Source organism: Bacteroidia bacterium (genome assembly GCA_037045145.1).
In the GTDB taxonomy this organism is placed as follows: Bacteria; Bacteroidota; Bacteroidia; order AKYH767-A; family OLB10; genus OLB10.
Map to the genome: position 1 here is coordinate 1561434 of JBAOIA010000011.1, position 22854 is coordinate 1584287.

Genomic DNA, 22854 nt, shown 5'->3' on the forward strand with positions numbered 1-22854 from the left:
GCTGTTATTAATGTTTAATATTTTTATTTTTATTGCGTAAAAAACCACTTTTATTATGTCAACAATTCAGGAAAAAAACCAATCGGTTAAAGGAGGAGAATTTATTATTAAAGAATCAAGGGCTGAAAACACTTTTATCCCTGAAGAGTTTAGCGAAGAGCATGTAATGATTGAGCAAACCGCTAACGATTTTTTAAAGCAGGAAGTACATACCGTACTTGACCGAATTGATGCAATGGAAGCGGGACTCATGCCATCACTATTAGATAAGGCAGGTGAACTTGGACTACTTGGCATATCGGTTCCAGAACAATATGGTGGATTTGGAAAGGATTTTATTACTGGCACATTACTGACAGAAACATTAGGCGCTGGTCATTCATTTTCAGTTGCAATGGCAGCACATACAGGAATTGGAACATTGCCAATCTTGTATTTTGGTAATGCAATGCAAAAAGAGAAATATCTGCCGTTGTTAGCATCAGGTCAATGGAAAGCATCCTACTGTTTAACTGAACCCGGTTCCGGTTCAGATGCACTTGCAGCAAAAACTAAGGCTGTTCTTTCTGCTGATGGAAAACATTATATTCTTAACGGACAAAAAATGTGGATTACCAATGCAGGCTTTGCAGATTTGTTTGTGGTTTTTGCACAGGTTGATGGAGATAAGTTCACCGGATTTATTGTAGAGAAGACTTACGCTGGACTCTCACTTGGCGAAGAAGAACATAAGATGGGAATTAAAGGATCAAGTACAAGGCAGGTTTTTTTTAGTGATTGTAAAGTTCCTGTAGAAAATGTTTTGGGTGAAATAGGTAAAGGACATCTAATAGCTTTCAATATTTTAAATATCGGCCGATTAAAATTATGTGCGGCTGCATTAGGTGGAGCAAAGCATGTGAGTACACATTCCATTTCATATGCAAACACACGTGAACAGTTTAAATTGCCAATAGCAAAATTTGGTGCCATCAGATATAAACTTGCACAGCAGGCCATCAGAATTTATGCTTGTGAAAGTGCTTTGTATCGCACATCATTTATGATTGACGAACTCGAAAAGCAAAAACTTGCTGAAGGTATTGAGTATTCTCAGGCATTACTTCAGGCGGCAGAAGAGTACGCTGTTGAATGTGCTATTCTTAAAGTTGATGGCTCAGAGGCACTTGATTATGTTGCTGATGAAGGCGTGCAGATTTATGGAGGTTATGGTTATAGTGCAGATTTTCCAATGGACAGATCTTACAGAGATTCACGAATCAACAGAATATTTGAAGGTACAAATGAGATTAACAGACTCCTTACTGTTGATATGATTCTTAAGCGTGCCATGAAAGGTAAGATTGATTTAATGACACCTGCTATGAATATTCAAAAAGAGCTTATGGCTATACCTGATTTTAGTGAACCTGATACGTCATTGTTTGCGCAGGAGAAAAAGTTTTTAGCTAATTATAAAAAAGCATTGTTGGCAGTTGCAGGTTCTGCTGTACAAAAATTGATGATGACACTTTCAAAAGAACAGGAAATCCTGATGAATATTGCAGATATGGCTATTGCAATTTATATTTCAGAGTCAATTTTATTGCGGACAGAAAAACTTGTTAAATTGAGAGGTGAAGAAAACTGCAGTATTCAACTTGATATGATGAGGGTTTATGTAAATGATGCGGCAGATAGAATTGCATTGGCAGGAAAAGAAGCAATTAATTCCTTTGCGGAAGGCGATGAACAGCGAATGTTGCTCATGGGATTAAAACGATTTACCAAAGTTCCACCATTCAATGTTAAAGATGCAAGAAGAAGAATTGCAGCCCGCTTAATCGAAAAGAACGAATACTGCTTCTGATTGGTTAAACAATTTCAGGTAGATGATCAGGAAGGTTTTTATTCCAACACTCATTTTAATTTTTTTATTTATTGGATTTTATTACCGGCAATGGCTGGTTTATGGAATTAGTCAGCTCAAAGGTCAGTTAAATATTATTTATAACGCACAGCCAATTGGCGAAGTAATTGAGAATCCTTTAACACCCGATTCTATAAAAACAAAACTTTTGCTAATTCGTGAGATAAAGAAATTTGCTGTTGATTCCTTAGGATTATCTGAAACCAACAACTACGAAACCTACTATGATCAAAAGGGGGAGCCTGCTTTGTGGGTACTCACTGCTGCTCCCGAATTTAAAATGGAGCCATATAAATGGCACTATCCGTTTCTTGGATCACTGTCATATAAAGGATTTTTCCAAAAACAAAAAGGGGTTTACGAATTGCAATTGTTGAAGAAAAAGGGTTTTGATGCTGATTTGTCAACGGTTTCTGCCTGGAGTACACTTGGGTGGTTTGGCGATCCTGTAATGTCATCAATGATGCGTAAGAATGTTGGTTCACTCGCTGAGTTGATTATTCATGAGATGACTCATACAACACTTTATGTTAAAGGTAATGTTACATTCAATGAGAATCTTGCTACTTTTATTGGTGAAATTGGTGCTGAAAAATTTCTATCAGATAAATTTAAGGGCGACAGTGTTATTCTGACTAATTACGTTAATCATCGCAATGATAACAGAATATTTTCTGAGTTTGTTGTTTCATCATCAGCAACATTAGATACATTGTATAATGATGTTTCGTTCAAAATGGTGCCCTATTCAGATAAACTACGTTTGAAATATCAAAAAATAGTGTCAATTGTATTACGCATATCTAAACTACCGCTGAATAATCTACAAAAGTTTGAGTGGAATTTGAAAAGTAAAAAGTTACCTGATAATACATGGTTTCTTTCCTATTCCGATTATCATGCTTTGCAGCCTGAAATTAGTCGGGTGTATAATGATTCCTGTAATAGCTCAATTCGGAAATTGATTAAGTATTATAAGAAGTAGGTTAATTACAATGCCGAAAGCGCATTTAGAATATCGTTTTCCGAAACATCCTGAAGGTTAAATATTATTTGCTGATTGGCAGCAATTGTAAAATTCTGCTGGTCTAAAACATATTGATTGTTTTGTTTTTTACCGAACACTATTAGTGTTACATTTTCGCCCACAGGAAAGTTTGTGCCACTCAGATTTTGTATTTGCATAACACCTTTAAACCCTTTGAAAGAAACATATACCTGCAAGTTTTGTGTATTTGTTCCGGTGACACTGCATGTAATAGAGGTTGTAGATGCAGACTGATACAATAAGGCTGGAGAAAACCAACCTGTTGTGGCAGGCGTAGTTACATAGCTGTTAGAAGTGGGTGAAATATTTGATAGTGTATCAACAAAGCCCGGAATAAAATTAGCGATAGTATTGGTCCAGTTGTTAGCACTATTTCCGCTGCTATAACCATAAAATGACTGCATAGCTGAATTTATAGATGGTAATGCAGCCGTTTCAAGAAAATATTTTTTACCGGGTTTGAGAAAAATTTCATTCCCATTTTTAAATGCTCTTACCCTTATTTCTGCACTTGTTTCAAGAGGATTTCCGGATGCAACAGAAGGAATTCTTCTTAATATCATATCTTTTATAGAATACAGTTCAATAACTTTTAACTGAAATGGATAAGTAACCTGGCCACCACCATTTAGCTCAAACATTTCTGCATTGACACAAATCTTAGTTCCTTTTTTGCAAACTAATGGGCAAGTTCCGTTGGTATCAATGGTATATTCCTGCTCTTCTTCTTCGTGATCGCTATAGAAAGAGTCCATGTTTTGATAATCATCCTGTGGCACGCGGTCTTTTCTGCATGCAGTTACGGCAATAATTATTATTGCAGTAAGATAAATGAATAACTTGTTCGATTTCATATTATAAAGTTTGATTATATTCCTTTAACGGTTGGACATTTCTCTCTTCTTGTGTTTTTTCTGCACTGTCCAGGATAATAATAAATGCCTATTCGCAAATTATCTTCTTTCCATTTAAAGTCATAACGATTCTCAATAAATGGTCGCCAGCATCCTCTGTTTCGAACCAAGCCGCCACCGGCTTCAGGAGCAAAGTTGTGTTTCTTTTTTCCTTCAGGAGCAAAGTCATCTGCATTTATCCAGAAATTGTAATAGGCAGCACCAAGCAAGTAAAGATTATAGCTCCTGATTCTCAAAACATCATATTGCAAAGCCCCACCGGCATATAACTCATGATAGCGATTAAATGGGGGGTAATATGAAATTTCGGGAACGACATAAAGATTATTTATCGGTGTTGGAATCCTGACACGCAAATCTGCTCCAATACCTTCGGCTTGAAAATTGTAAATTGCACTGGCACCGTAGCCTATAGGTTTACGTACTTTACGTTGTGCCGAAACATTCAAAGCAAAGAACATTGCAAACAGAATAATGGATAGGAGCCTGATATTAAACATGGAAATATTTTGGGATTAAAGATGTTAACTTTATCTTTCCTTAAAACGGCAATACGAAAAAATTATTATTCGATTATAAACAGAATTACAATTTGTATTTGTAGCTGATAAAACCTTCTGCGCGTTCTACATTCACCATTAAACCATAATTTGAAGTGATGTTGTCATGATATTTTCTCCAAGTACTGCCAATACGTTTCATCTCTGACTCATAGCATTCTAATGCAGCCATCTTTTTAGAATACGTGTCGCTGATATCAACAAAAAAGTTAGGATTAAAAGGTGTACGAAAGACATACCAGTTGCACATGCCCATGAGTATACGTGGCACACGTCTGCTTGCACTTACAGCTATACGTGCAGTTATTTCATGATCGTGATGCAAATCGTCAATCCAAGGACAAATTATCGTATCAGCATTTATTTTGTCAATACGATTTAGAACCTGAACCACTAACTCATCTCTGAAATTTACATCAAGGCAAGGTTCATCCAAATGTTCAATGGTGTACCCTAATACAGAGGCAGCTTTCGATGCTTCCCTGATTGCAATATCTTTATCACGATAGAAATTGCCCGAAGCGTCTTTCCAGGTGCCATTAGTTAAAGTTAATAAATGAACCTTGCCACCTTCTGAAATAATTTTGGCAACAGTTCCACCGGCCATCCATTCCAAATCGTCAGGATGTGCGCCTACCACTAATACATTTTTCATGTTGTCATTGATTTAAGATTCAAAAATAACCTATCAGTAAACATCAGAATCACACATTGTCAAATACCATTTTGTTGGTATTCGTAACTCATCTAATTTATTGTCGGGGTTGAATGGTTTGTAGCCTAAGTATGTTATATGTTCTTTAGGCAGGTAGCCTGATTTTTCAGCTTGATTATACAGTGGCGTATTATATGGAATCCACATGTTTGCTGTTTTGGCATCTAACGCTGTTGCTAATTGTGCAATAGCATTAAAGAATGCACTTGTATCAAAATCATGCATAAAAAGAAAATCAACAACATCTATTTCTTTTGTTGATGTGTTGTTGTATTCCTTTATTACAAAATAACCTTCTATATTGCTGTTATTTTCAAATGCAAACAACCGATATTTTTTATCAGGACGTTTAAAAAAACGCCAGTTAATAAATGTACTGTTTCTGACATTGGCATAAAAACGATCTGTATGCTGTGTGTGTTGTTCCCATAACTTGTCAAAACGTTGGTCAGCATTAAAAATCTCTGTAAAGTTTTTGTCTCCCTGCACAGCGGTTGAAAAAGTCTTTTTCATTGTTGGAATCATGTACACATCATTCCATGCCAGTTTTCTTACAAAACTGTAATGCGAGTTGGTGTTTGGAAACCCATAAACCAATTGAATATTTTCTTCCATAAAAGAGCGCTCATAAAGCTTGGCAGCAAGTTTTGGAAACAGTCCTAATGATTTATATTCAGGATGTGTCATGGTGATGAGCGAAAGTTCACTGTGTGTTGTTTTACCATTATAAAAAGATATAACAGGACACACAGCATAATGACTTATTATTTTACCATTGTCATTCTTAAATAAATCAACCAAATTTTTATTTACAGGGGTGTCTAAAACTCGCCATTTGTAATAGTCTGATGAAAGTTTTAGTCCGTTAAATGAAAGAGAAAACAGGTCAAGTATTTCATCAAGATCTGATGGGGTGTAGTGATGATAATGATAATTTTCTGCCATAGCATATACAATTAGTTAATAGATCTGCGTAACAGTAAAATGTCGTCAAGTGTCTTCTTTAATCTTTTTATTGCTTTAATACGTGTAGTTCTGATTTCTTCAATCGGCATAGATAAGCCAATCTCGGTTACTTTTAAATTTTTATCACGTGAAGCCCTTATGCAAAATTCGCTTGGCCAAACGGCATGTCGCGTCACACAACCATTGGTAATATGTGCTAATTTACTTTTCTTAAAGCTTTTCAGTCCATGAGTCTCGGTTAACTTATAGCTAAATGCAACATGAAGTCCTGTATTATAGAGCCATGTAAAAAGTTTTCTTTTAAATGGTCTTCTGTCGAGATCGCCCGAAAGTTTTTTTGAGCCAATAACCAGATCGTATGAATTTAGTAATTCATTAGATTTTTGTAAAAAAACCATATCTAAATAATCAAGTTCAAATATGGTGATATATTCAAAACGAGCACGATTTATACCATTAATCAAAGCCTGACCATAGTCTGCTTTTTCATCATCAATTTCTGCAACAACCATATCATACTTTTCGGCAAGTTTTCTTATAATGACTTTGGTGTTATCAACGCTTCCGTTTTCGGTTAGTACGATTTCAAAATTTTTAAAATGCTTTTTTAAATCTTCAACAAGAAGGTGAATTCTTTTTTCAAGAATTTCTTCTTCATTAAAAACCGGTATTACTATTGAACAATTTTCTGTCATAATGATTTTAATTTTTCCGACATCACTTTGCCGTCCATAATTGCATCCTGCATGCCTGCATATTCCCATTTACCATAGCGGCCTGATTGATAAATTCCTGCTGCTTCCAGTTCACCCATCAGTTGGTTGATAATGGCCGGACGCTTTGGCTCATAGATACAATAGGCTACAGGGATTTTAATAGAGTGAACAAATACCAGTTCATCAATTTTAAAAATAGGCATCTGTTTTATTTCTTCAACAACTTTACGTTCTATTTCCTCAATGCTCAGGTTATGATTGCGGCTGCCAACTTCAACAGCAATGATTTGTTCGTCAGCAGGAGTTGATTTTTTAAAATAGTTTTTTGGGAAGCTTATTCTGTAAAACGAAAGATCTTTATCAGGGAAATACATCCAATGTGTGTCGGGCAATGTTCCTCTGATAACCAAATTTACTGTATAAACAGAGGTAAAAACCAATTCTTTTGCCAGTGCTTTCAGGTCATCTCTGTCGCTGTTAAGTATAATAGTTTGTAAAGGAACAGTAGAAACGGCTTTGTTATATTTTACAATACTTCCATCAGAAAATTCAATTGTTTTGTTTCGGGTATTAAAAAACACCGCAGACGTATTGAATTTAATATTGGTGAGTTGTTTGGCAAAAATGTCAGCTAAATCCTGAATGCCTTTATGAATGGGGTAATAGAATTCTACATTATAGCCAAAACTATCTGTGTTGTCTTCGAATGCATTTTTTCTGATTTGCTCTTTGTCTGCAGTAATAATATGTGACATAAACTCGCATGTCATTTCAGAAGGTTCTGTATCCCAAATTTTCCTGTTGTAGGGAAGTAAGTAATGATTGGCAATACCCTTTCCGAAACATTTCAATGCATAATCTCTATAGGAGCCTTTTCTGATTTCAATTTCTTCTTCTTTGCTATATGATTTTACTTCGTCAAGACCTTCAAGACAATCTTTTTTAGTTTGCTCGCTCAGATTTAAAAGATTAAGTTCAAAAGGGTAGGGGATGATGGTTTTGTCGTAGTAGATATGTGCTTTTCTACGATGATTTTCGACTTCAAGTCCCAGTTTCTCAAATACAAGTTCTCTGACGTAAGGATTGCGTAAGTGTAAAAGATGAGGGGCTAAATCAAATTTGCAGTTTTTATATTCTATTGTCCGCACCAGGCCGCCTACGGTGTCAAGCGATTCATATACAGGAATATCTTTATCAAAATGATATGCAAAACTTAATCCTGCCAAGCCGGCACCAACTGCTATTGTGTCGTGATGAATCATGTAGAAAAGTAAGGAGATTTAAAAGGTTGCAAAAGTAAGGATATTAATCCTTCGTTCAAAGCCCAATTGTTACCTTTTAAGAGGTTACTTTATCTGAGGTCAACTACCTCTACACCAGGATATCTTTTTGCGTCAAAACTAAAATCAGTGTCCTTTACAGCAGGGTTTGGTGTGAATTTTACAATAGTGTAAGATATGGTAGAACCATTGTTGTTATGAACGGTTGCTCCTGCAATTGTTTTTTCAGCTTTATTAATTTTTAACTGAATTTTAAAATAAGGTTTTCCTTTATCAAGAGGTTTTAAATCAATAAACTGATAGGTTTTACCGCCTTCGGATTTTTCTTCTGTAAACCGTGAATCGAATCCTTTTTCATAAATAGAGAAAATGTTGGTAGGGGAAATGCCGTCAGCTTTGTTTTGTGCATCGTTAACCTGTACTTCATTGGCATCTTTTAAGTAGGTCCATGATGTTTTGCCGTCAGAGATTATCTGTTGTCCGGTAATACTCAGGTTGTATTTGTCACCATTAATCAAAATCGAACCATTTTGGGTCTGATTGGTTTTAGCTTTTTTATCGTCTATTTGAAGCCTGAATGTGGCTGACACCGATTTATAAGTTTTATATTTAGCAGACACTGACTTAAGAATTTCCTGAGAGTGACTGTCTTTTTGAGCAAAAGAAACTTGGGTCAACAGCACCAGAGCGATCATTAATTTTTTTGTCATTTCTTAAATTTTAAATGTGATTAATAAAAACAATGCCACAAGGCAAAACGAGGTGAAATGCAAATGAACAATTGCAAATATAATAATGAGAAGAGAATTAAAAACAGAATTATTTCAGATTTGAAAGCAATGTTTCAAGTTCCAAAGGGTCTTTAAACTTTACTTCTCTGGCTTTGCTGCCTTCAAAAGGACCAATAATTCCTGCTGCCTCTAGTTGATCAATAAGTCTGCCTGCACGATTATAGCCAAGTTTGAGTCTTCTTTGCAATAAAGATGCAGAGCCTTGCTGATGTTGTACTACCATTCGTGCGGCATCTTCAAACAGTGGGTCGCGGTCGGCTAAATCAACCTCGCCTGTATTGTTTTCGCTGTCACCCACAAATTCAGGTAGCAGAAATGCATCAGGATATCCTCTTTGCGAACCGATAAAATCTGTAATCTTTTCAACTTCAAAAGTTTCAACATAGGCGCATTGCAAACGAATCACATCAGCACCAAGTGACAATAACATGTCTCCCTTGCCAATAAGTTGATCTGCACCACCACAATCTAAAATTGTGCGGCTATCAATTTTTGATGAAACCCTGAATGCAAGACGCGCAGGGAAGTTGGCTTTAATTGTTCCGGTGATGATATTTACTGAAGGTCGTTGAGTTGCTATAATGAGGTGAATACCAATGGCGCGTGCTAACTGAGCTAATCGTGCAATGGGTGTTTCAACCTCTTTTCCGGCTGTCATAATCAGGTCGGCAAACTCATCAATAACCAAAACAATAAATGGCAGAAAGCGATGACCTTTATTGGGGTTGAGTTTTCTTGCTACAAATTTTGTGTTATATTCTCTGATGTTACGAACCTGAGCCTCTTTAAGTAACTCATACCGCTGATCCATTTCAACACATAAGGAGTTAAGCGTATTCACCACTTTACGTGTATCGGTTATGATGGCTTCTTCTTCACCGGGAAGTTTGGCTAAAAAATGTCGTTCAATTGTTTTAAACAAAGTAAGTTCAACTTTTTTAGGATCAACCAATACAAATTTAATTTGAGATGGATGCTTTTTGTAAAGCAATGAAACTAAAATTGCATTTAAGCCAACTGATTTACCCTGACCTGTGGCACCTGCCATGAGTAAGTGGGGCATCTTAGCTAAATCGGTAACAAAAACTTCGTTTGAAATTGTTTTCCCAAGTCCGATAGGTAGATCCATATCGGCATTGATAAATTTTTCAGACCCTAAAACAGCTTTCATCGGTACCACTTCGGGCGACTGGTTAGGGACTTCAATTCCAATAGTTCCTTTGCCTGGAATAGGTGCAATGATCCGAATACCCAAGGCCGAAAGACTTAGTGCAATATCATCTTCCAGATTTTTAATTTTTGAAATACGAACACCTGCTTGTGGTACTATTTCAAACAATGTTACTGTTGGTCCAACCGTTGCTTTGATTTTTTCAATGCCTATATTATAATGACCAAGAGTTTCAACAATTTTATTTTTATTGGTTTCCAACTCAGCTTTTAACTCTTCATGAGTAAGTTTGGATTTGCTCTGATAGTTTTCAAGTAAATCTAATACAGGATACTGATAAGAGGATAAGTCAAGTGTAGGATCATACTCGCCAACAGTAACCTGATCGGGAAGGTTGTTGTTATCGTTTTCTTCTGTTGTATCTTCAGTGCCATTTAGGTTTTCTATTGCTAGTGGAATATCACTTTCTTTTACTTTGGATTCAACATCTTCCGAAGGAGGTGTCTCAATGTTTAATTCTAATTCCAGTTTATTTGGATCAGGTATTTGTTTCTGTGCCTCATCAGGTTTCATCAAATCCGAAATGGCTTTATCCATATCAGGTTCTAACTCAAAACTTACTGGAGCCGTGTTTTTGATTTCTTCTGCTTCATTAGAAGTTTCATCTGAAATGGTGTTTATACTATTTTCTGATGGCACCTCAGATATTAATGAATCTAACTCCTCTTGTTGAATATTTTTTTCATTTATTGAAGGTAGTTTTAATTTAAACTTAAATGTAATTATTGAAAAGGCAAGAAGTGTAAATCCAAGTAAAAGACCGGATCCTGCATTGCCTATCGTTGACTGAAGCCATTCGGAAGTTTCAAACCCGAATGTGCCACCGGTAAATAAAAATAAACTGGTGTTTTTAAAAATATATCCACAGGCAATTGAAATAAAAAGCAATGTAAATAGTGCAATTCTAATAGTACGTCCAAAAGGTAATAATGCATGTCGAAAAACCAATTTAAAACCTGACAAGAACAACATAAAGACAAACAAGAAGCTACTTATGCCAAATGCGTTGTAAAAAAAAGAATGTGCCGCTAATGCACCTGTTTTACCAAGCCAGTTTTCAACTTTCAAATCGCGGTCTGTTAATAATGCTAACCAGCCATTTTTTACTTTATCAAAATCAACTTTCCACGTAAAAAGATAAGAGATGAAAGCGATGGTCAAAAAAATGCTTATCAGGATACAAAACAACCCAACTATTTGATGCGTTTGTTCGTCTGCCAGCCATTTGAATTTAAACTTGTCTGCCTTAGGTTTTACGGTTTTTCGTTTAACTTCCGGTATGCTATCAGACGGTTCAATGGTGTTTGCTTCAGCCTGTAAGTTTTTGCGTTTGGCCATTTTGTTTTTTATGTGAAAGAAATGATTTGAATGAGCTAAATTAAGCTTAATGCGAATCAGCAATTACATAAACGAAACCATGTAATAAACATTTTATTGTGGATAAAAGGGTTGCTATGTTAATTATTTTCATAAAATGAACTTATTTTGTAATGCATTTTTGTAGTACCAAAGCATTAGGAGAATTGCATGTAAAATGCATCACTAAAACTTTAACCAATTTATTGCGTAAACAAATCATATCAAATAGCCGCATATATTATGAAAAATGCACAATCAACACTAATCAAAATGAGTAAAGTCTTATTGACTTTAGTAACTGTTGCTGTAATGAATATTCATTCTTCGTCAGCACAGTGTCCACCACTAGGATCGTTTTCAGGAATGACTGGCGATCTTCGGGCATGCCCAGGCATGTCCTTGACCTACACACTTGCGCCTGTTACAAATGCTGTTAGTTACACCTGGAATTTGCCTCCCGGTGCAACCATTAGTGGTCAGAACCCTTATACCACAACAGCAACTGTTGTAACCGTAGATTACGGGCCTTTGTTTTCTGCTCCAGGTAACCTTTGTGTAACCGCTTATAACGGTTGTGTTAATTCTGCTCCCTATTGCAAAGCATTAACACCAGCAGGAGCACCCTCAGGAGCTTCACTTATTTCAGGAGCAAATTTTGCTTGTCCCGGAAGTATCGAGTCTTATACAGTAACCAATCAGGTAAACAGAGTTTTTGACTGGACCGTACCCAATAACGCAACACTTCTGACAGGACAAGGAACAAATAGTATTACTGTTCAGTATAATGCAGGGTTTAATGGCGGAAGTATTTGTGTTCGTGTTGGAAATGGTTGTGCATGGAGCGGATTTCGATGCATGACAATTTTTGCTGGAGTACCAGGCACACCAACGGCAATTTCTGGTCCAACAGAAATTTGTACAGGAACAGCAACTTATATTACAAGCCCTTCAAATGGAGTACCTGTCACTTCCTATACATGGACTGTGGCTCCGGGCGTAACACTAGTTGGACAAGGAAATGATACAGTGCAGATTACTTTTCCAGTAAACTACAACTACACAGATATTTATGTAAAAGCAAATAACGGATGTGGTTCCAGTTCTAACAGAAGTGTACGTGTTAGAGCAACCCCAGAAACACCACAGCCTATTAGTGGACTTGCATCTGGAATTTGCAATGGAACAACCAGCTATACTGTTACTTCAAGCCCAACTGCAATTTCATACAATTGGACTTTAACCGGTCCGGGAACAATCTCGAACGGACAAGGAACCAATAATATTGATATAAACTACCCAAACACATTTATCTCAGGTAAAATTTGTGTTACCATCACAAATGCTTGCGCAACCGGCAGTCCACGTTGTTTGCTTACTTCAAAGGATATTGCTATCAGCAGTCAGCCGCAGGATTTCGAAACTTGTAACAGTACACAGGCTACATTTTCTGTTGGTGCATTAGGAATGAATCTGCAATATCAATGGCGTAGAAATGGTACACCTTTAAGTAACGGTGGTAAAATTTCCGGAGCAAATAGCGATACATTACATATTACCGGTGCTGATAGTACAGATGCGGATCAGTATGATGTTATTGTATCAAACAATTGCGGATCATCAATCACATCAAATTCAGCTACCCTTGATATAAAACAAGTACCTGCTAAACCAGGTGCAATTAGTGGTGTTCAAGCAACTACCTGTCCAGGAACTTCTGGCATTATCTATTCAGTGCCTTTACAAATGGATGCAACAAGTTATTTATGGACATATTCTGATGGCGTTCAAATATTAAATGGTCAGGGTAGTGATGCCGTTACATTAGCTTTTAATGCTACAAATAATTCAGGGTATTCTGTTTATGTATATGCAGTCAATGAGTGTGGGCCTAGTTTAGACTCTGCCAGATCATGGACTCGTTATAAATTATCTACTCCTACAATTACAGGCCCTGCAAGAGTTTGTGAGAATATGCTAGGTGTAAACTATATGGCCACTTCAGTGACTGGAGCTTCTTCTTATAATTGGTCTGTTCCTACCGGAGCTACGTTGGTTAGCGGACAAACTACCAATGCAATAATGGTTGATTACGGACCTACTTACACCGGTGGAGATATTACAGTTACGGCTTCAAATGCTTGTTTTACAACCCCGGTTAAAACACTCACAACAGTTATTGATATGCCGTCAATTCCAACATCTTTAAGTGGGCAAGTTTATGGTACTTGTAAAACACAGTTAGTTTATACAGCAGGAAATTCTAACCATGCAACAAGTTATATATGGACATTACCACCAAATGCATCAATAGTTCTTGGAAATTTCACTAATAATGTAACGGTTGACTTCCAAAATGCCGGAACCGGCACTTATAGTCTTTGTGTTGCAGGAAAAAACTCCTGTAGAACCGGCACAGCACGTTGTATTCAGGTGCGAGCTATTCCTGAAAGACCAGCTGTTATTGTTGCAAATCCTTCAGTTTTTTGTGCTAATCAAACAGGTGTTGCTTTTTCAACTGCCGGAGGTGTTGGTGCTGATTCTTACACATGGGCACTACCAAGTAGTTCAACAATTACGTCAGGTCAAAATACGAATAGTATTTTAGCTGATATTGGAACTAATAATGGAACTATAACTGTAAAGGGCGTAAATCAATGTGGAAACAGCAGCACAAGAGGATATACCATGACACTTAATTGTCGCGAAGGATTTGATGAATCAGAAATGCTGTCATCAGTACAACTTGTTCCAAATCCTGCTAATGATTGGGTTAAGTTGTCATTTTATTCTGAAACAGCCGAGCCATACTCTGTGTTAGTTTATGATATACTTGGAAAGAAAGTGCTTAGCGAAGGGGGAATTTCATCAAAAGGATTGAATGAGCATTCAATTTTGTTGAATAAGTTAGTGAAAGGTATTTATATTGTTTCATTACAAAGTAACTCTGTCTCGAGCAGACAAAAGCTTGAGATTAGATAATCTGATTGTTGGAGGTAGTTGCAATGTCGCCTAATAAAGGCGACATTGCAATTTAAATAAACGCTTATGATCATTAATGCTGTGAAGTCTGTTGCAAGTTTAATTGGTTTGATGGTAACTAAAATACCTAAAAGCGATTACAAAGATGCACTTTATGAAAGTTTATATAGCCATGATAGTCTTCTGCATAAGCGATTTTATAATATAGGTGCGGGACCGTTTAATCATAAATACTGGACAAATGTTGATTATGTGAATGATTGGTATGCCGGTAATACAAACAATACATTAAAAGGGATAAACTATGATTTGTTCTCATTAGAACCTTTACCCATCGAGACAGATTCAGCGGAGATGGTTTATACAAGTCATACCATTGAACATGTAAATAATACAGCTGTTCAGAATGTGTTTAATGAAGCTTTTAGAGTATTGAAACCCGGAGGAAGATTTAGAGTCGTAACACAGGATATTAAGCTCTCATATAGGGCATATAAAGAAGACGATAGGAATTTTTTCTTTTGGATAGATTGGTTCAGTAAGCCTGAAAATTATAAAAGAGTGAATCTTAGACAGCCTTTAAATCAGGAAAGTATAGCTCAAATTTTTCTGGAAGATTTTGCAGCACAAGCATCGGAAATTCCTCTACATGGAGCTGCATATCGAATCTCCGATAGTCAATTAGAAAAATTGTTTAATGAGAAGTCCTTTGAAGATGCTCTCGACTATTGTACTTCATTATGTGATATTGAAGTGCAAAAGAAATACACAGGCAATCACATTAACTGGTTTACGGAGGAAAAGCTTATAAAAATGCTAAAGGCAGCCGGATTTAAAAACGTATATCGATCAGGGTATGGACAAAGTTACTCACCTGTTATGCGTGATCTGAATTTCTTTGACGAAACATTGCCGGGCATTTCACTCTATGTAGAAGCACAGAAGTGAAGCTATTGTTCTTGTTGGGAAATTAATTTTTCAGAGAGAAACTTTCCTGTAAAAGATTCATGGCAATTGCTCAAAGCTTCCGGAGTTCCTGCAAAAACTATTTTACCACCTTCATTTCCACCACCCGGCCCCATATCAATAACCCAATCAGCACATTTAATGACATCCATATTGTGTTCTATAACCAAAATAGAATTTCCATTGCGTATTAATGCGGTAAATGCATCAAGTAGCTTTCTGATGTCGTGAAAATGCAAGCCTGTTGTAGGTTCATCGAAAATGAAAAGTGTTTTTGTTGTTGCATGACCAATACCAAGATAGGATGCTAATTTAATTCTTTGTGCTTCGCCACCACTGAGAGTACTTGAAGATTGTCCTAAAGAAATATAACCTAAGCCAACATCTGAAAGCGGTTGTAGTTTGGCAATAATTTTATTTGTGAAAAGAATGTACCGTTCATCAGTTTCTTTGGAAAAAAAGCTAATGGCATCATCAACAGTCATAGTAAGAATATCAAAGATGTTTTTTTCCCGGTAGGTAATTGCCAAAATTTCATTCTTAAATCGCTTGCCCTGACAGGTCTCACATTTAAGTTGAATGTCTGCCATAAACTGCATCTCAATGGTTACAACACCTTCTCCCTGGCACATTTCGCATCTTCCTCCATCAACATTAAATGAAAACAAGGATGGTTTCATCATTTTTTGTCTTGCAAAAGGAGTGTCTGCCATCAATGCCCTTATCTCATCATAAGCCTTAACATAGGTTACTGGATTGCTCCTAGACGATTTTCCAATTGGATCCTGATCAATAATCTCAACGCCATTCAGTGTTACAAAATCACCAGTTAATTTTTCAAACTGACCCGACTCATCATCATAACCGCCTAAAACTTTTTTAAGTGCAGGATAAAGGACTTTTTTTACCAAGGTAGATTTTCCCGACCCACTAACACCGGTAACAGCAGTCAGAATGCCTAGTGGAAATTTGGCGTCAATGTGTGCTAAATTGTTTTCACTTGCGCCAGTTATTTCAATACTGTTAGTCCAGTTTCGTCTTTTACTTGGCACATGAATAATCTCTTTGCCGGTCAGGTATTTAGCGGTTATACTTTCTGTGCTGTGTTCTAAAAGTTCAAAGTTGCCCTGAAAAACAATTTTACCTCCATGAGTTCCTGCAAAAGGCCCGATGTCAATAAGCTCGTCAGCATTGCGCATAATTTCTTCATCATGTTCAACAACAATTAAAGTGTTACCTGCTTTTTGAAGTGATTTTAATACATAAATTAGGCGTTGTGTATCTCGTGGATGTAATCCAATGCTCGGCTCATCCAATATATACATGCTACCCACCAAACTGCTGCCTAATGATGTTGCCAGATTTATGCGTTGTGATTCACCTCCCGAAAGTGTTTTTGAAAGTCTGTTCAATGTCAGATAACCTAATCCAACATCATTTAAATATTGCAACCTGTTTTTTATTTCAACTAATAATCGTCCGGCAACTTTTTGTTCATAGTTGTCTAAAATAATGTTGTTAAAAAAATCGACACTAACATTTACCGGCATTAAAACAATATCGGTAATTGATTTATTATTCACCTTTACATAGTTTGCATCAGCACGTAAACGGGTTCCTTTACATTCGGGGCAAGTTGTTTTTCCGCGATAGCGACTTAACAAAACTCTGTATTGTATTTTGAAAGATTGTGATTCTACATGTTTAAAAAAATCGTTTATTCCTTTAATAGTTTTATTACCTTCCCATAACAATTTGATGTCAGTTTCATTTAATTCGAAATAAGGACGATGTACAGGAAAATTAAATTTATATGCCTTTAAGATGAATTCCTGTTGCCATTCATTCATTTTTTCACCACGCCAGCAAGCTACAGCACCATCAAAAACAGAAAGTGTTTTGTTTGGGATAACCAAGTTTTCATCAATGCCGATTACACTACCAAAGCCTTCGCAATTTTTACATGCTCCATAGGGGTTATTAAAACTGAAAAGGTGAGTAGAAGGTTCTTCAAAACGGATATTATCTTCTTCAAAGTAATTACTAAAGTTAACAAAGTGTAAAGTTTCGTCTGTTACATCAATTAAAGAGCATCGTCCGTTACCTTCATTAAATGCAGTCTGCACAGAATCTGCAGTAGAAGATTCAAATTCTTCATTGATATTTTCGGGAATTATTATCCTTGATACAACGATGAAGATATTTGAGTTGAGTGTTGGTTCAATGGGTTTAACTTTCTTTTTTCTTCCTTTAGTTTTAACAGCAGGCTGTGCATCTGGCTTTTCTATTTGTTCGGCATATTCATCTATGCGCAGCATTTTGTCGTCAACAACAATTCTACTAAAGCCTTTCTGCATTAACGCATTTAATTCTTCATGTAAAAATCTTCCCTGATGAAATTGCAACTGCGCTGCAATTATAAAACGCTTGTTTGGATTTTGTGTTTTTAAGAAATCTACAACATCAGCAACAGTATTTTTCTTAACCAACTTGCCACTTACAGGCGAGTATGTTTTCCCGATTCTTGCAAACAAGAGTTTAAGATAATCGTAAATTTCTGTTGAAGTGCCAACTGTTGATCTTGGATTTCTGGTATTTACTTTTTGCTCAATTGCAATTGCTGGAGCAATGCCTTTAATGTATTCTACTTCGGGTTTATCCAGGCGTCCCATAAATTGCCGTGCATAGCTTGATAAACTTTCAACATACCTCCTTTGCCCTTCTGCATACAATGTGTCGAAAGCTAAAGATGATTTGCCAGAACCGGATAATCCGGTAATTACTGTAAAACTGTTTCTGCTTATGGCTACATCCACTTTTTTCAGGTTGTGAACAGACGCACCTTTAATTATTATATATTTTTTGGGACTTAAATTTTCAATTTCCTGCATAACGATGCTGCAAAATTAATGGCAATTGTCACATAGAATGACAATGTAATGTTATTGTTGAAAACTCCTTTAACGCAGTAAGGTTACAGAGCCTCGTTTGTAAAACTTGGTGTTGTCAGGATAACCTGTGTAAGTAATAACATAAAAATAAATACCAAGAGATGCTGGCTGACCCTGATAGCTGCCATCCCATTGGCGGTTAAATTCATTGGATTCAAAAATTAAATTACCCCAGCGATTGAAAATTCTAAGATTATAATTTTTTATGAATGATGATACCGGTGACCATGTTTCGTTCAAGCCATCGCCATTAGGAGTAAATGAGTTGGGTGTAAAAACTGATGGTTCCTGAATTAATGTTACTTCATTGCTGGTAGAAAAAACGTTTAAAGTGTCGTGAACGGCTTTAATGTAATAAATAAAGACGCCATTTTCCTGTGGAATTTGTGTGTCTGTAAAAGTCAGGATATTGGATGCTAATTGTGCAATTTCTGTGAATGTACTTGAATTTATCGGTCTGCGAAAAATTGCATAGTAACTTACACCACCTGGCCATTCTGTATAGGGTGTCCAGTTTAAAATATGTTGTAATGGTAAACTTTGCCCTGTGAGTAAAATGGAACATGATTCATTGCTTACGGGACTTTCTATTTCGCATTGATTTTTCTTTGTAATACGGTAGCAGTATGATTTTTCTGTAACATTTTGAAGCGAGTCTGTCCATTGTGGTATTGCAAATCCTTGCTGCTGAAAGTAGTCTGCATATAAGGCTGAAAATGTGTTCTCGCGTTTTTCAATTTTAAACAGAGTAAATAAATTATCAGGTGAGTTGTTGAAGGTCAGCGAAATGCTATTGTTGTTTTGAACCTGAGAACTTAAAATGAATGGGGTGTCAATGTTTTTTTGATTATCAGAACAAATGGTGTCAGAATTTGTACCTGTTTCATTGCAGGTATTTACAGCAGCAATGTAATAACAGTAGTTGTTCAGATCAAGATTTGAAGCAGTAGAGTCATTGTAAAAATGATTGGCGGGATTGTTAACACTGCCAATATGAATAAACGGACCACCGTTGGTACTTCTGAAAACGACATAACGATCAATAAATCTAGGCATTGCAAAAGTGTCTGTGAAAGTCAGTTTAATAATGCCTTCAGTGGCAGTGTTCATACAAATTATTAATGGTGCGGTAATTTGTGGAACAGGAAGCACATAAATCTTTAATGAGTCTATAGATGAAAATGGTTGTGGACACCCATTATCTGTAGCTTTGAATGTTACATTATAAGGTTGTGTCCGACCCTGATCACATGATGTGTACCAACAAAATGCGCTTGTGGCAACTCCATTGCCGGTAGCTGAAGATGTAACAGCATAAGGTGGGGTAATGCTTCCGCCTGCAAAAATATCACCACTGTAGGAAAGCTTTATTGAATCAGAATCAGTGACACGAACGGTAAAGCACAAAGTGTCTTTCTCATAAATTGTAAAAGTCAACCCACTTTGTGGCGTAGTTGAGTTCTGATAACTGATTTGTGGTGCCGTATTGGCAGCACAGTTTATTACAGTAAACTCTATTTCACGTCTTATTTGACCAATTTGTACTCCATTTCGGAATTCTTTTACAACAACAGCCATTGCATAAAAACCTACTTTGTTTGCTTTTACTTTCATAAGTCCAGTGCTGCCGTTTAAAGACAATGCAGGAAAACTTCCGGTAATATTTGTTACAGAATATCCGGGAAGCCATTGTGCAGCCTGATAAGGTCCAGGTGTTGGGTTTGACCAAACAGGTGAAATGGTTGAGTTTAATGGATAGCCTAACTCACCGGCTAAAGGTGTTTCAAGACTATAAGTCAGTAAATCGCCATCAACATCATAGGCACTATAGTCGAAGTCAAAATCCTGGCCTAGGCACATAAATGGGAATGGGTCGTTATTAAAATTTGGCGAGTTGTCAATAATTGCCGGATCAGGAATTTCCATGTAATATGCTATGCCGGTATCACCGGGCCGAGTAAGGTTTACGATAGCATTGTTTCGGCAACAACGTTCCCATGATATATAATATCCGCTTGGGTTATTGGGAAGTGTAATAGTATCTATATAGGTGCATTTATCCATACAAACACCAGTTGGTGGTGTAAGGCATGATGTCCCTGTTAGCGTTAATGTTCCTGAATCTGCAAGTGCAACGGTATATGAATTGATAAGAGAATTGGTTCCTTTATTAAATACACCAATTAAAATTGAATTGTCAAATGGAACAAAATCGGAGCAGTCACGGAAAATTTTAAGAGTAATTTCAAAGTTGTTGCCACTAAGTCGTCTGTATGTAAAATCACCACCGGCAATATGTTTTGCATGAACATCGTTAGCAAAACCAAACGTGAGCAGCAAGCATAACAGTAAACGATGTTTTAATGTCATCAAACAGAGTTTCTTATTTATAGCAAAAATAATAAAAATGTGTCATTGTCAGGATGTTAATTTGGGTGAAATGACAAAAAATACATGCTGAAAAGTAGCTCTATTAATAATATTTTTGCACCAATGACAAAAAGAATTGAAAATCTTGAAATTACGGATATAGCCGATGAAGGTCGTGGACTTGGTCGCATGGATGGAAGAGTAATCTTTGTAAATCATGTTGTGCCCGGAGATATTATTAATGCTGATATAAAACGTAAAAAGAATAAATTTATTGAAGCAACAGTTGCGGAGTACTTAATATATTCGGCTCACCGTACCAACCCGTTATGCAAACATTTTGGAGTTTGTGGTGGCTGTAAACGACAAAATATGCAGTATGAACAGCAGCTGTTTTATAAAGCAAAGCAAGTTAGAGATGCATTGGTGCGGATTGCAGGAATTGAGAATCCCGTGATAGAAGAAATATTGCCTTCAGCAGAAATTTATCATTACAGAAACAGACTTGATTTTGCTTTTTCCGAAAAAGAATGGCTGACAGTTGATAAACTTCAGAATAAGGAATATCAGATTCAACCTGCATTAGGGTTTCATATAACCGGACGCTTCGATAAAGTTTTAAATATTGACGAATGTTTGTTGATGGACGAGCCTGTAAATCGCATCCGGAATTTTGTAAAGAGTTTTGCTTTGAAAGAAAACATTACTTTTTTTAACCGAATCAGTCAACAGGGCGATTTGCGAAATATGTTAGTAAGAAACACTACATCCGGGCAGTGGATGGTAGTAATAATATTTGCTGATGCAAATGAAGAAAAGCGTAGCAAATTGCTAAATGCTATTAATAAAGAGTTTCCTGAAATTTCATCACTGTTTTATTTTATTAACCAAAAGAAGAACGATACTTTTTTTGATCTGCAACCTATTTTGTGGAGTGGTACAGAAACAATAACTGAGAATATGGGTGCTTTAATGTTTACTGTAGGTCCAAAAACATTTTTTCAAACTAACCCTGTTCAGGCAGTTGAGTTGTATAAAACCGCATTATCATTTGCCGCATTGCAACCACATGAGGTGGTTTATGATTTGTACACCGGAACAGGTACCATTGCAAATTTTATGTCTAAGCAATGTAAAAAAGTAATTGGTATTGAAAGTGTTGAGGAATCTGTTATACAGGCAAAGTTAAATTCAGAAAGCAATTCAATTTGCAATACAGAATTTTTTACAGGGGATATGCGAGAAACCTTAAACGCAACTTTTTTTGAAACTTATGGTTTTCCGGATGTGATCATCACCGACCCTCCTCGGGCAGGAATGCATCCTGATGTGGTAAGTAGAATTTGTAATAGCGGTGCAGGAAGAGTTGTGTACGTTAGTTGCAATCCTTCAACAATGGCTCGTGATATTGCTCTGATGAAAGACACATACACATTAGTGAAAGCAAAACCCGTTGATATGTTTCCGCAGACAGACCATATTGAATGTGTGGCATTACTTGAAAAAAAGTAGTTGATTAGTCTTCACTCCTTCATGTGGAGAACTTTGAGTGACATTAATGCAGTAAATCAGATGATTTGTAGCTTGCTGAATTCTAATTTGAAGTTTCATGCAAAAGTACCTCTTTAGGAGAATTGAAGTTGATTTTTTTCCTGATCTGTTGTTCAAGTCATTTTCAATTTGTTTGAATTGATAATGGGTTGTATCTATTTTTTCATATTTGAAATAGATATATACTGGCCGATATATTTTCACATATTACTCCTTCTTCTGTAAGTATAAATAGAACTATAACAGTAATTACTTATAGAAAAGCCATAAATCTTTCCCCATTTCAAAATTTATTCCTATCCTTGTAACACAATTTAATTCAAAAAAATGACATAAAAAACAACATACATAAAATATTGCGTTAGCAAATTCTTGGTTCAAAATCGGCTAAATTTTAATATTCAACTCAAGAATAAGTTAAACGCTGCGTTCTGCGCGGTGTTGACTTATTTGAGTTGTGGGTTCTTAGCCGAACCTTGAGCCAGATAATCAATTTCCGCGCAATTTTTTTTTGCTCAACCCCTACAAATCCAAAAAATCACTGTAAT

The 22854-nt window shown here is 36.3% G+C and carries 15 protein-coding genes; 5 read left to right on the top strand and 10 right to left on the bottom strand.

Going from position 1 to position 22854, the window contains the following annotated elements; all coding sequences use genetic code 11:
- Positions 1-55: 55 nt before the first annotated feature.
- Together V9G42_07705 and V9G42_07710 are read left to right on the top strand one after the other, a co-directional pair.
- Entirely contained in the window at positions 56-1849 is a 1794-nt protein-coding gene (locus V9G42_07705; GenBank protein ID MEI2759295.1) for an acyl-CoA dehydrogenase family protein, read from the top strand.
- Between the two features lie 22 nt (positions 1850-1871).
- Positions 1872-2894, top strand: a complete 1023-nt coding sequence (locus tag V9G42_07710) for an aminopeptidase (protein ID MEI2759296.1) — start codon at positions 1872-1874, stop codon at positions 2892-2894.
- A 5-nt stretch (positions 2895-2899) separates the two neighbouring features.
- Here the strand turns inward: V9G42_07710 and V9G42_07715 are convergent, their stop codons facing one another.
- The 8 genes from V9G42_07715 to V9G42_07750 all read right to left on the bottom strand — a co-directional run bounded on the left by V9G42_07715 (position 2900) and on the right by V9G42_07750 (position 11468).
- The gene (locus V9G42_07715; GenBank protein MEI2759297.1) at positions 2900-3811 is read right to left on the bottom strand and encodes a hypothetical protein; all 912 of its coding nucleotides are present in this window, start codon (positions 3809-3811) and stop codon (positions 2900-2902) included.
- Positions 3812-3825: 14 nt separating this feature from the next.
- On the bottom strand, positions 3826-4371 hold the full coding sequence (locus V9G42_07720) for a hypothetical protein (protein MEI2759298.1): 546 nt from the start codon (positions 4369-4371) through the stop codon (positions 3826-3828).
- Between the two features lie 85 nt (positions 4372-4456).
- The gene (locus V9G42_07725; protein MEI2759299.1) at positions 4457-5086 is read right to left on the bottom strand and encodes a PIG-L family deacetylase; all 630 of its coding nucleotides are present in this window, start codon (positions 5084-5086) and stop codon (positions 4457-4459) included.
- 33 nt (positions 5087-5119) lie between these two features.
- Positions 5120-6091, bottom strand: a complete 972-nt coding sequence (locus V9G42_07730) for a GNAT family N-acetyltransferase (protein MEI2759300.1) — start codon at positions 6089-6091, stop codon at positions 5120-5122.
- A gap of 11 nt (positions 6092-6102) precedes the next feature.
- Positions 6103-6807 (bottom strand): glycosyltransferase family 2 protein, encoded by a 705-nt coding sequence (locus V9G42_07735; GenBank protein ID MEI2759301.1) that lies wholly within the window; start codon positions 6805-6807, stop codon positions 6103-6105.
- A complete protein-coding gene (locus V9G42_07740; GenBank protein MEI2759302.1) occupies positions 6804-8090 on the bottom strand; it encodes an FAD-dependent oxidoreductase in 1287 nt (428 codons plus the stop codon). Before V9G42_07740 ends, V9G42_07735 begins: the two co-directional genes overlap by 4 nt.
- 89 nt (positions 8091-8179) lie before the next feature.
- Positions 8180-8818 carry an outer membrane lipoprotein carrier protein LolA gene (locus tag V9G42_07745; GenBank protein MEI2759303.1) on the bottom strand — a complete coding sequence of 213 codons (639 nt, stop codon included), beginning with the start codon at positions 8816-8818 and terminating at the stop codon, positions 8180-8182.
- 109 nt (positions 8819-8927) lie between these two features.
- Positions 8928-11468 (bottom strand): DNA translocase FtsK, encoded by a 2541-nt coding sequence (locus V9G42_07750; GenBank protein MEI2759304.1) that lies wholly within the window; start codon positions 11466-11468, stop codon positions 8928-8930.
- Between the two features lie 291 nt (positions 11469-11759).
- Here V9G42_07750 and V9G42_07755 point away from each other — a divergent pair, with 291 nt between their 5' ends.
- Together V9G42_07755 and V9G42_07760 are read left to right on the top strand one after the other, a co-directional pair.
- Complete coding sequence (locus V9G42_07755; protein MEI2759305.1) at positions 11760-14468, top strand: T9SS type A sorting domain-containing protein; 2709 nt, start codon at positions 11760-11762, stop codon at positions 14466-14468.
- A 66-nt stretch (positions 14469-14534) separates the two neighbouring features.
- Entirely contained in the window at positions 14535-15416 is an 882-nt protein-coding gene (locus tag V9G42_07760; protein ID MEI2759306.1) for a methyltransferase domain-containing protein, read from the top strand.
- Positions 15417-15418: 2 nt separating this feature from the next.
- Here V9G42_07760 and uvrA read toward each other — a convergent pair whose 3' ends face one another.
- On the bottom strand, positions 15419-18325 hold the full coding sequence (gene uvrA / locus V9G42_07765) for an excinuclease ABC subunit UvrA (GenBank protein MEI2759307.1): 2907 nt from the start codon (positions 18323-18325) through the stop codon (positions 15419-15421).
- A 69-nt stretch (positions 18326-18394) separates the two neighbouring features.
- Positions 18395-20755 carry a gliding motility-associated C-terminal domain-containing protein gene (locus tag V9G42_07770; protein MEI2759308.1) on the bottom strand — a complete coding sequence of 787 codons (2361 nt, stop codon included), beginning with the start codon at positions 20753-20755 and terminating at the stop codon, positions 18395-18397.
- 123 nt (positions 20756-20878) lie between these two features.
- On the opposite strand from V9G42_07770, the gene rlmD reads away from it, so the two are divergent.
- A complete protein-coding gene (gene rlmD / locus V9G42_07775) occupies positions 20879-22267 on the top strand; it encodes a 23S rRNA (uracil(1939)-C(5))-methyltransferase RlmD (protein ID MEI2759309.1) in 1389 nt (462 codons plus the stop codon).
- Positions 22268-22854 lie beyond the last annotated feature (587 nt).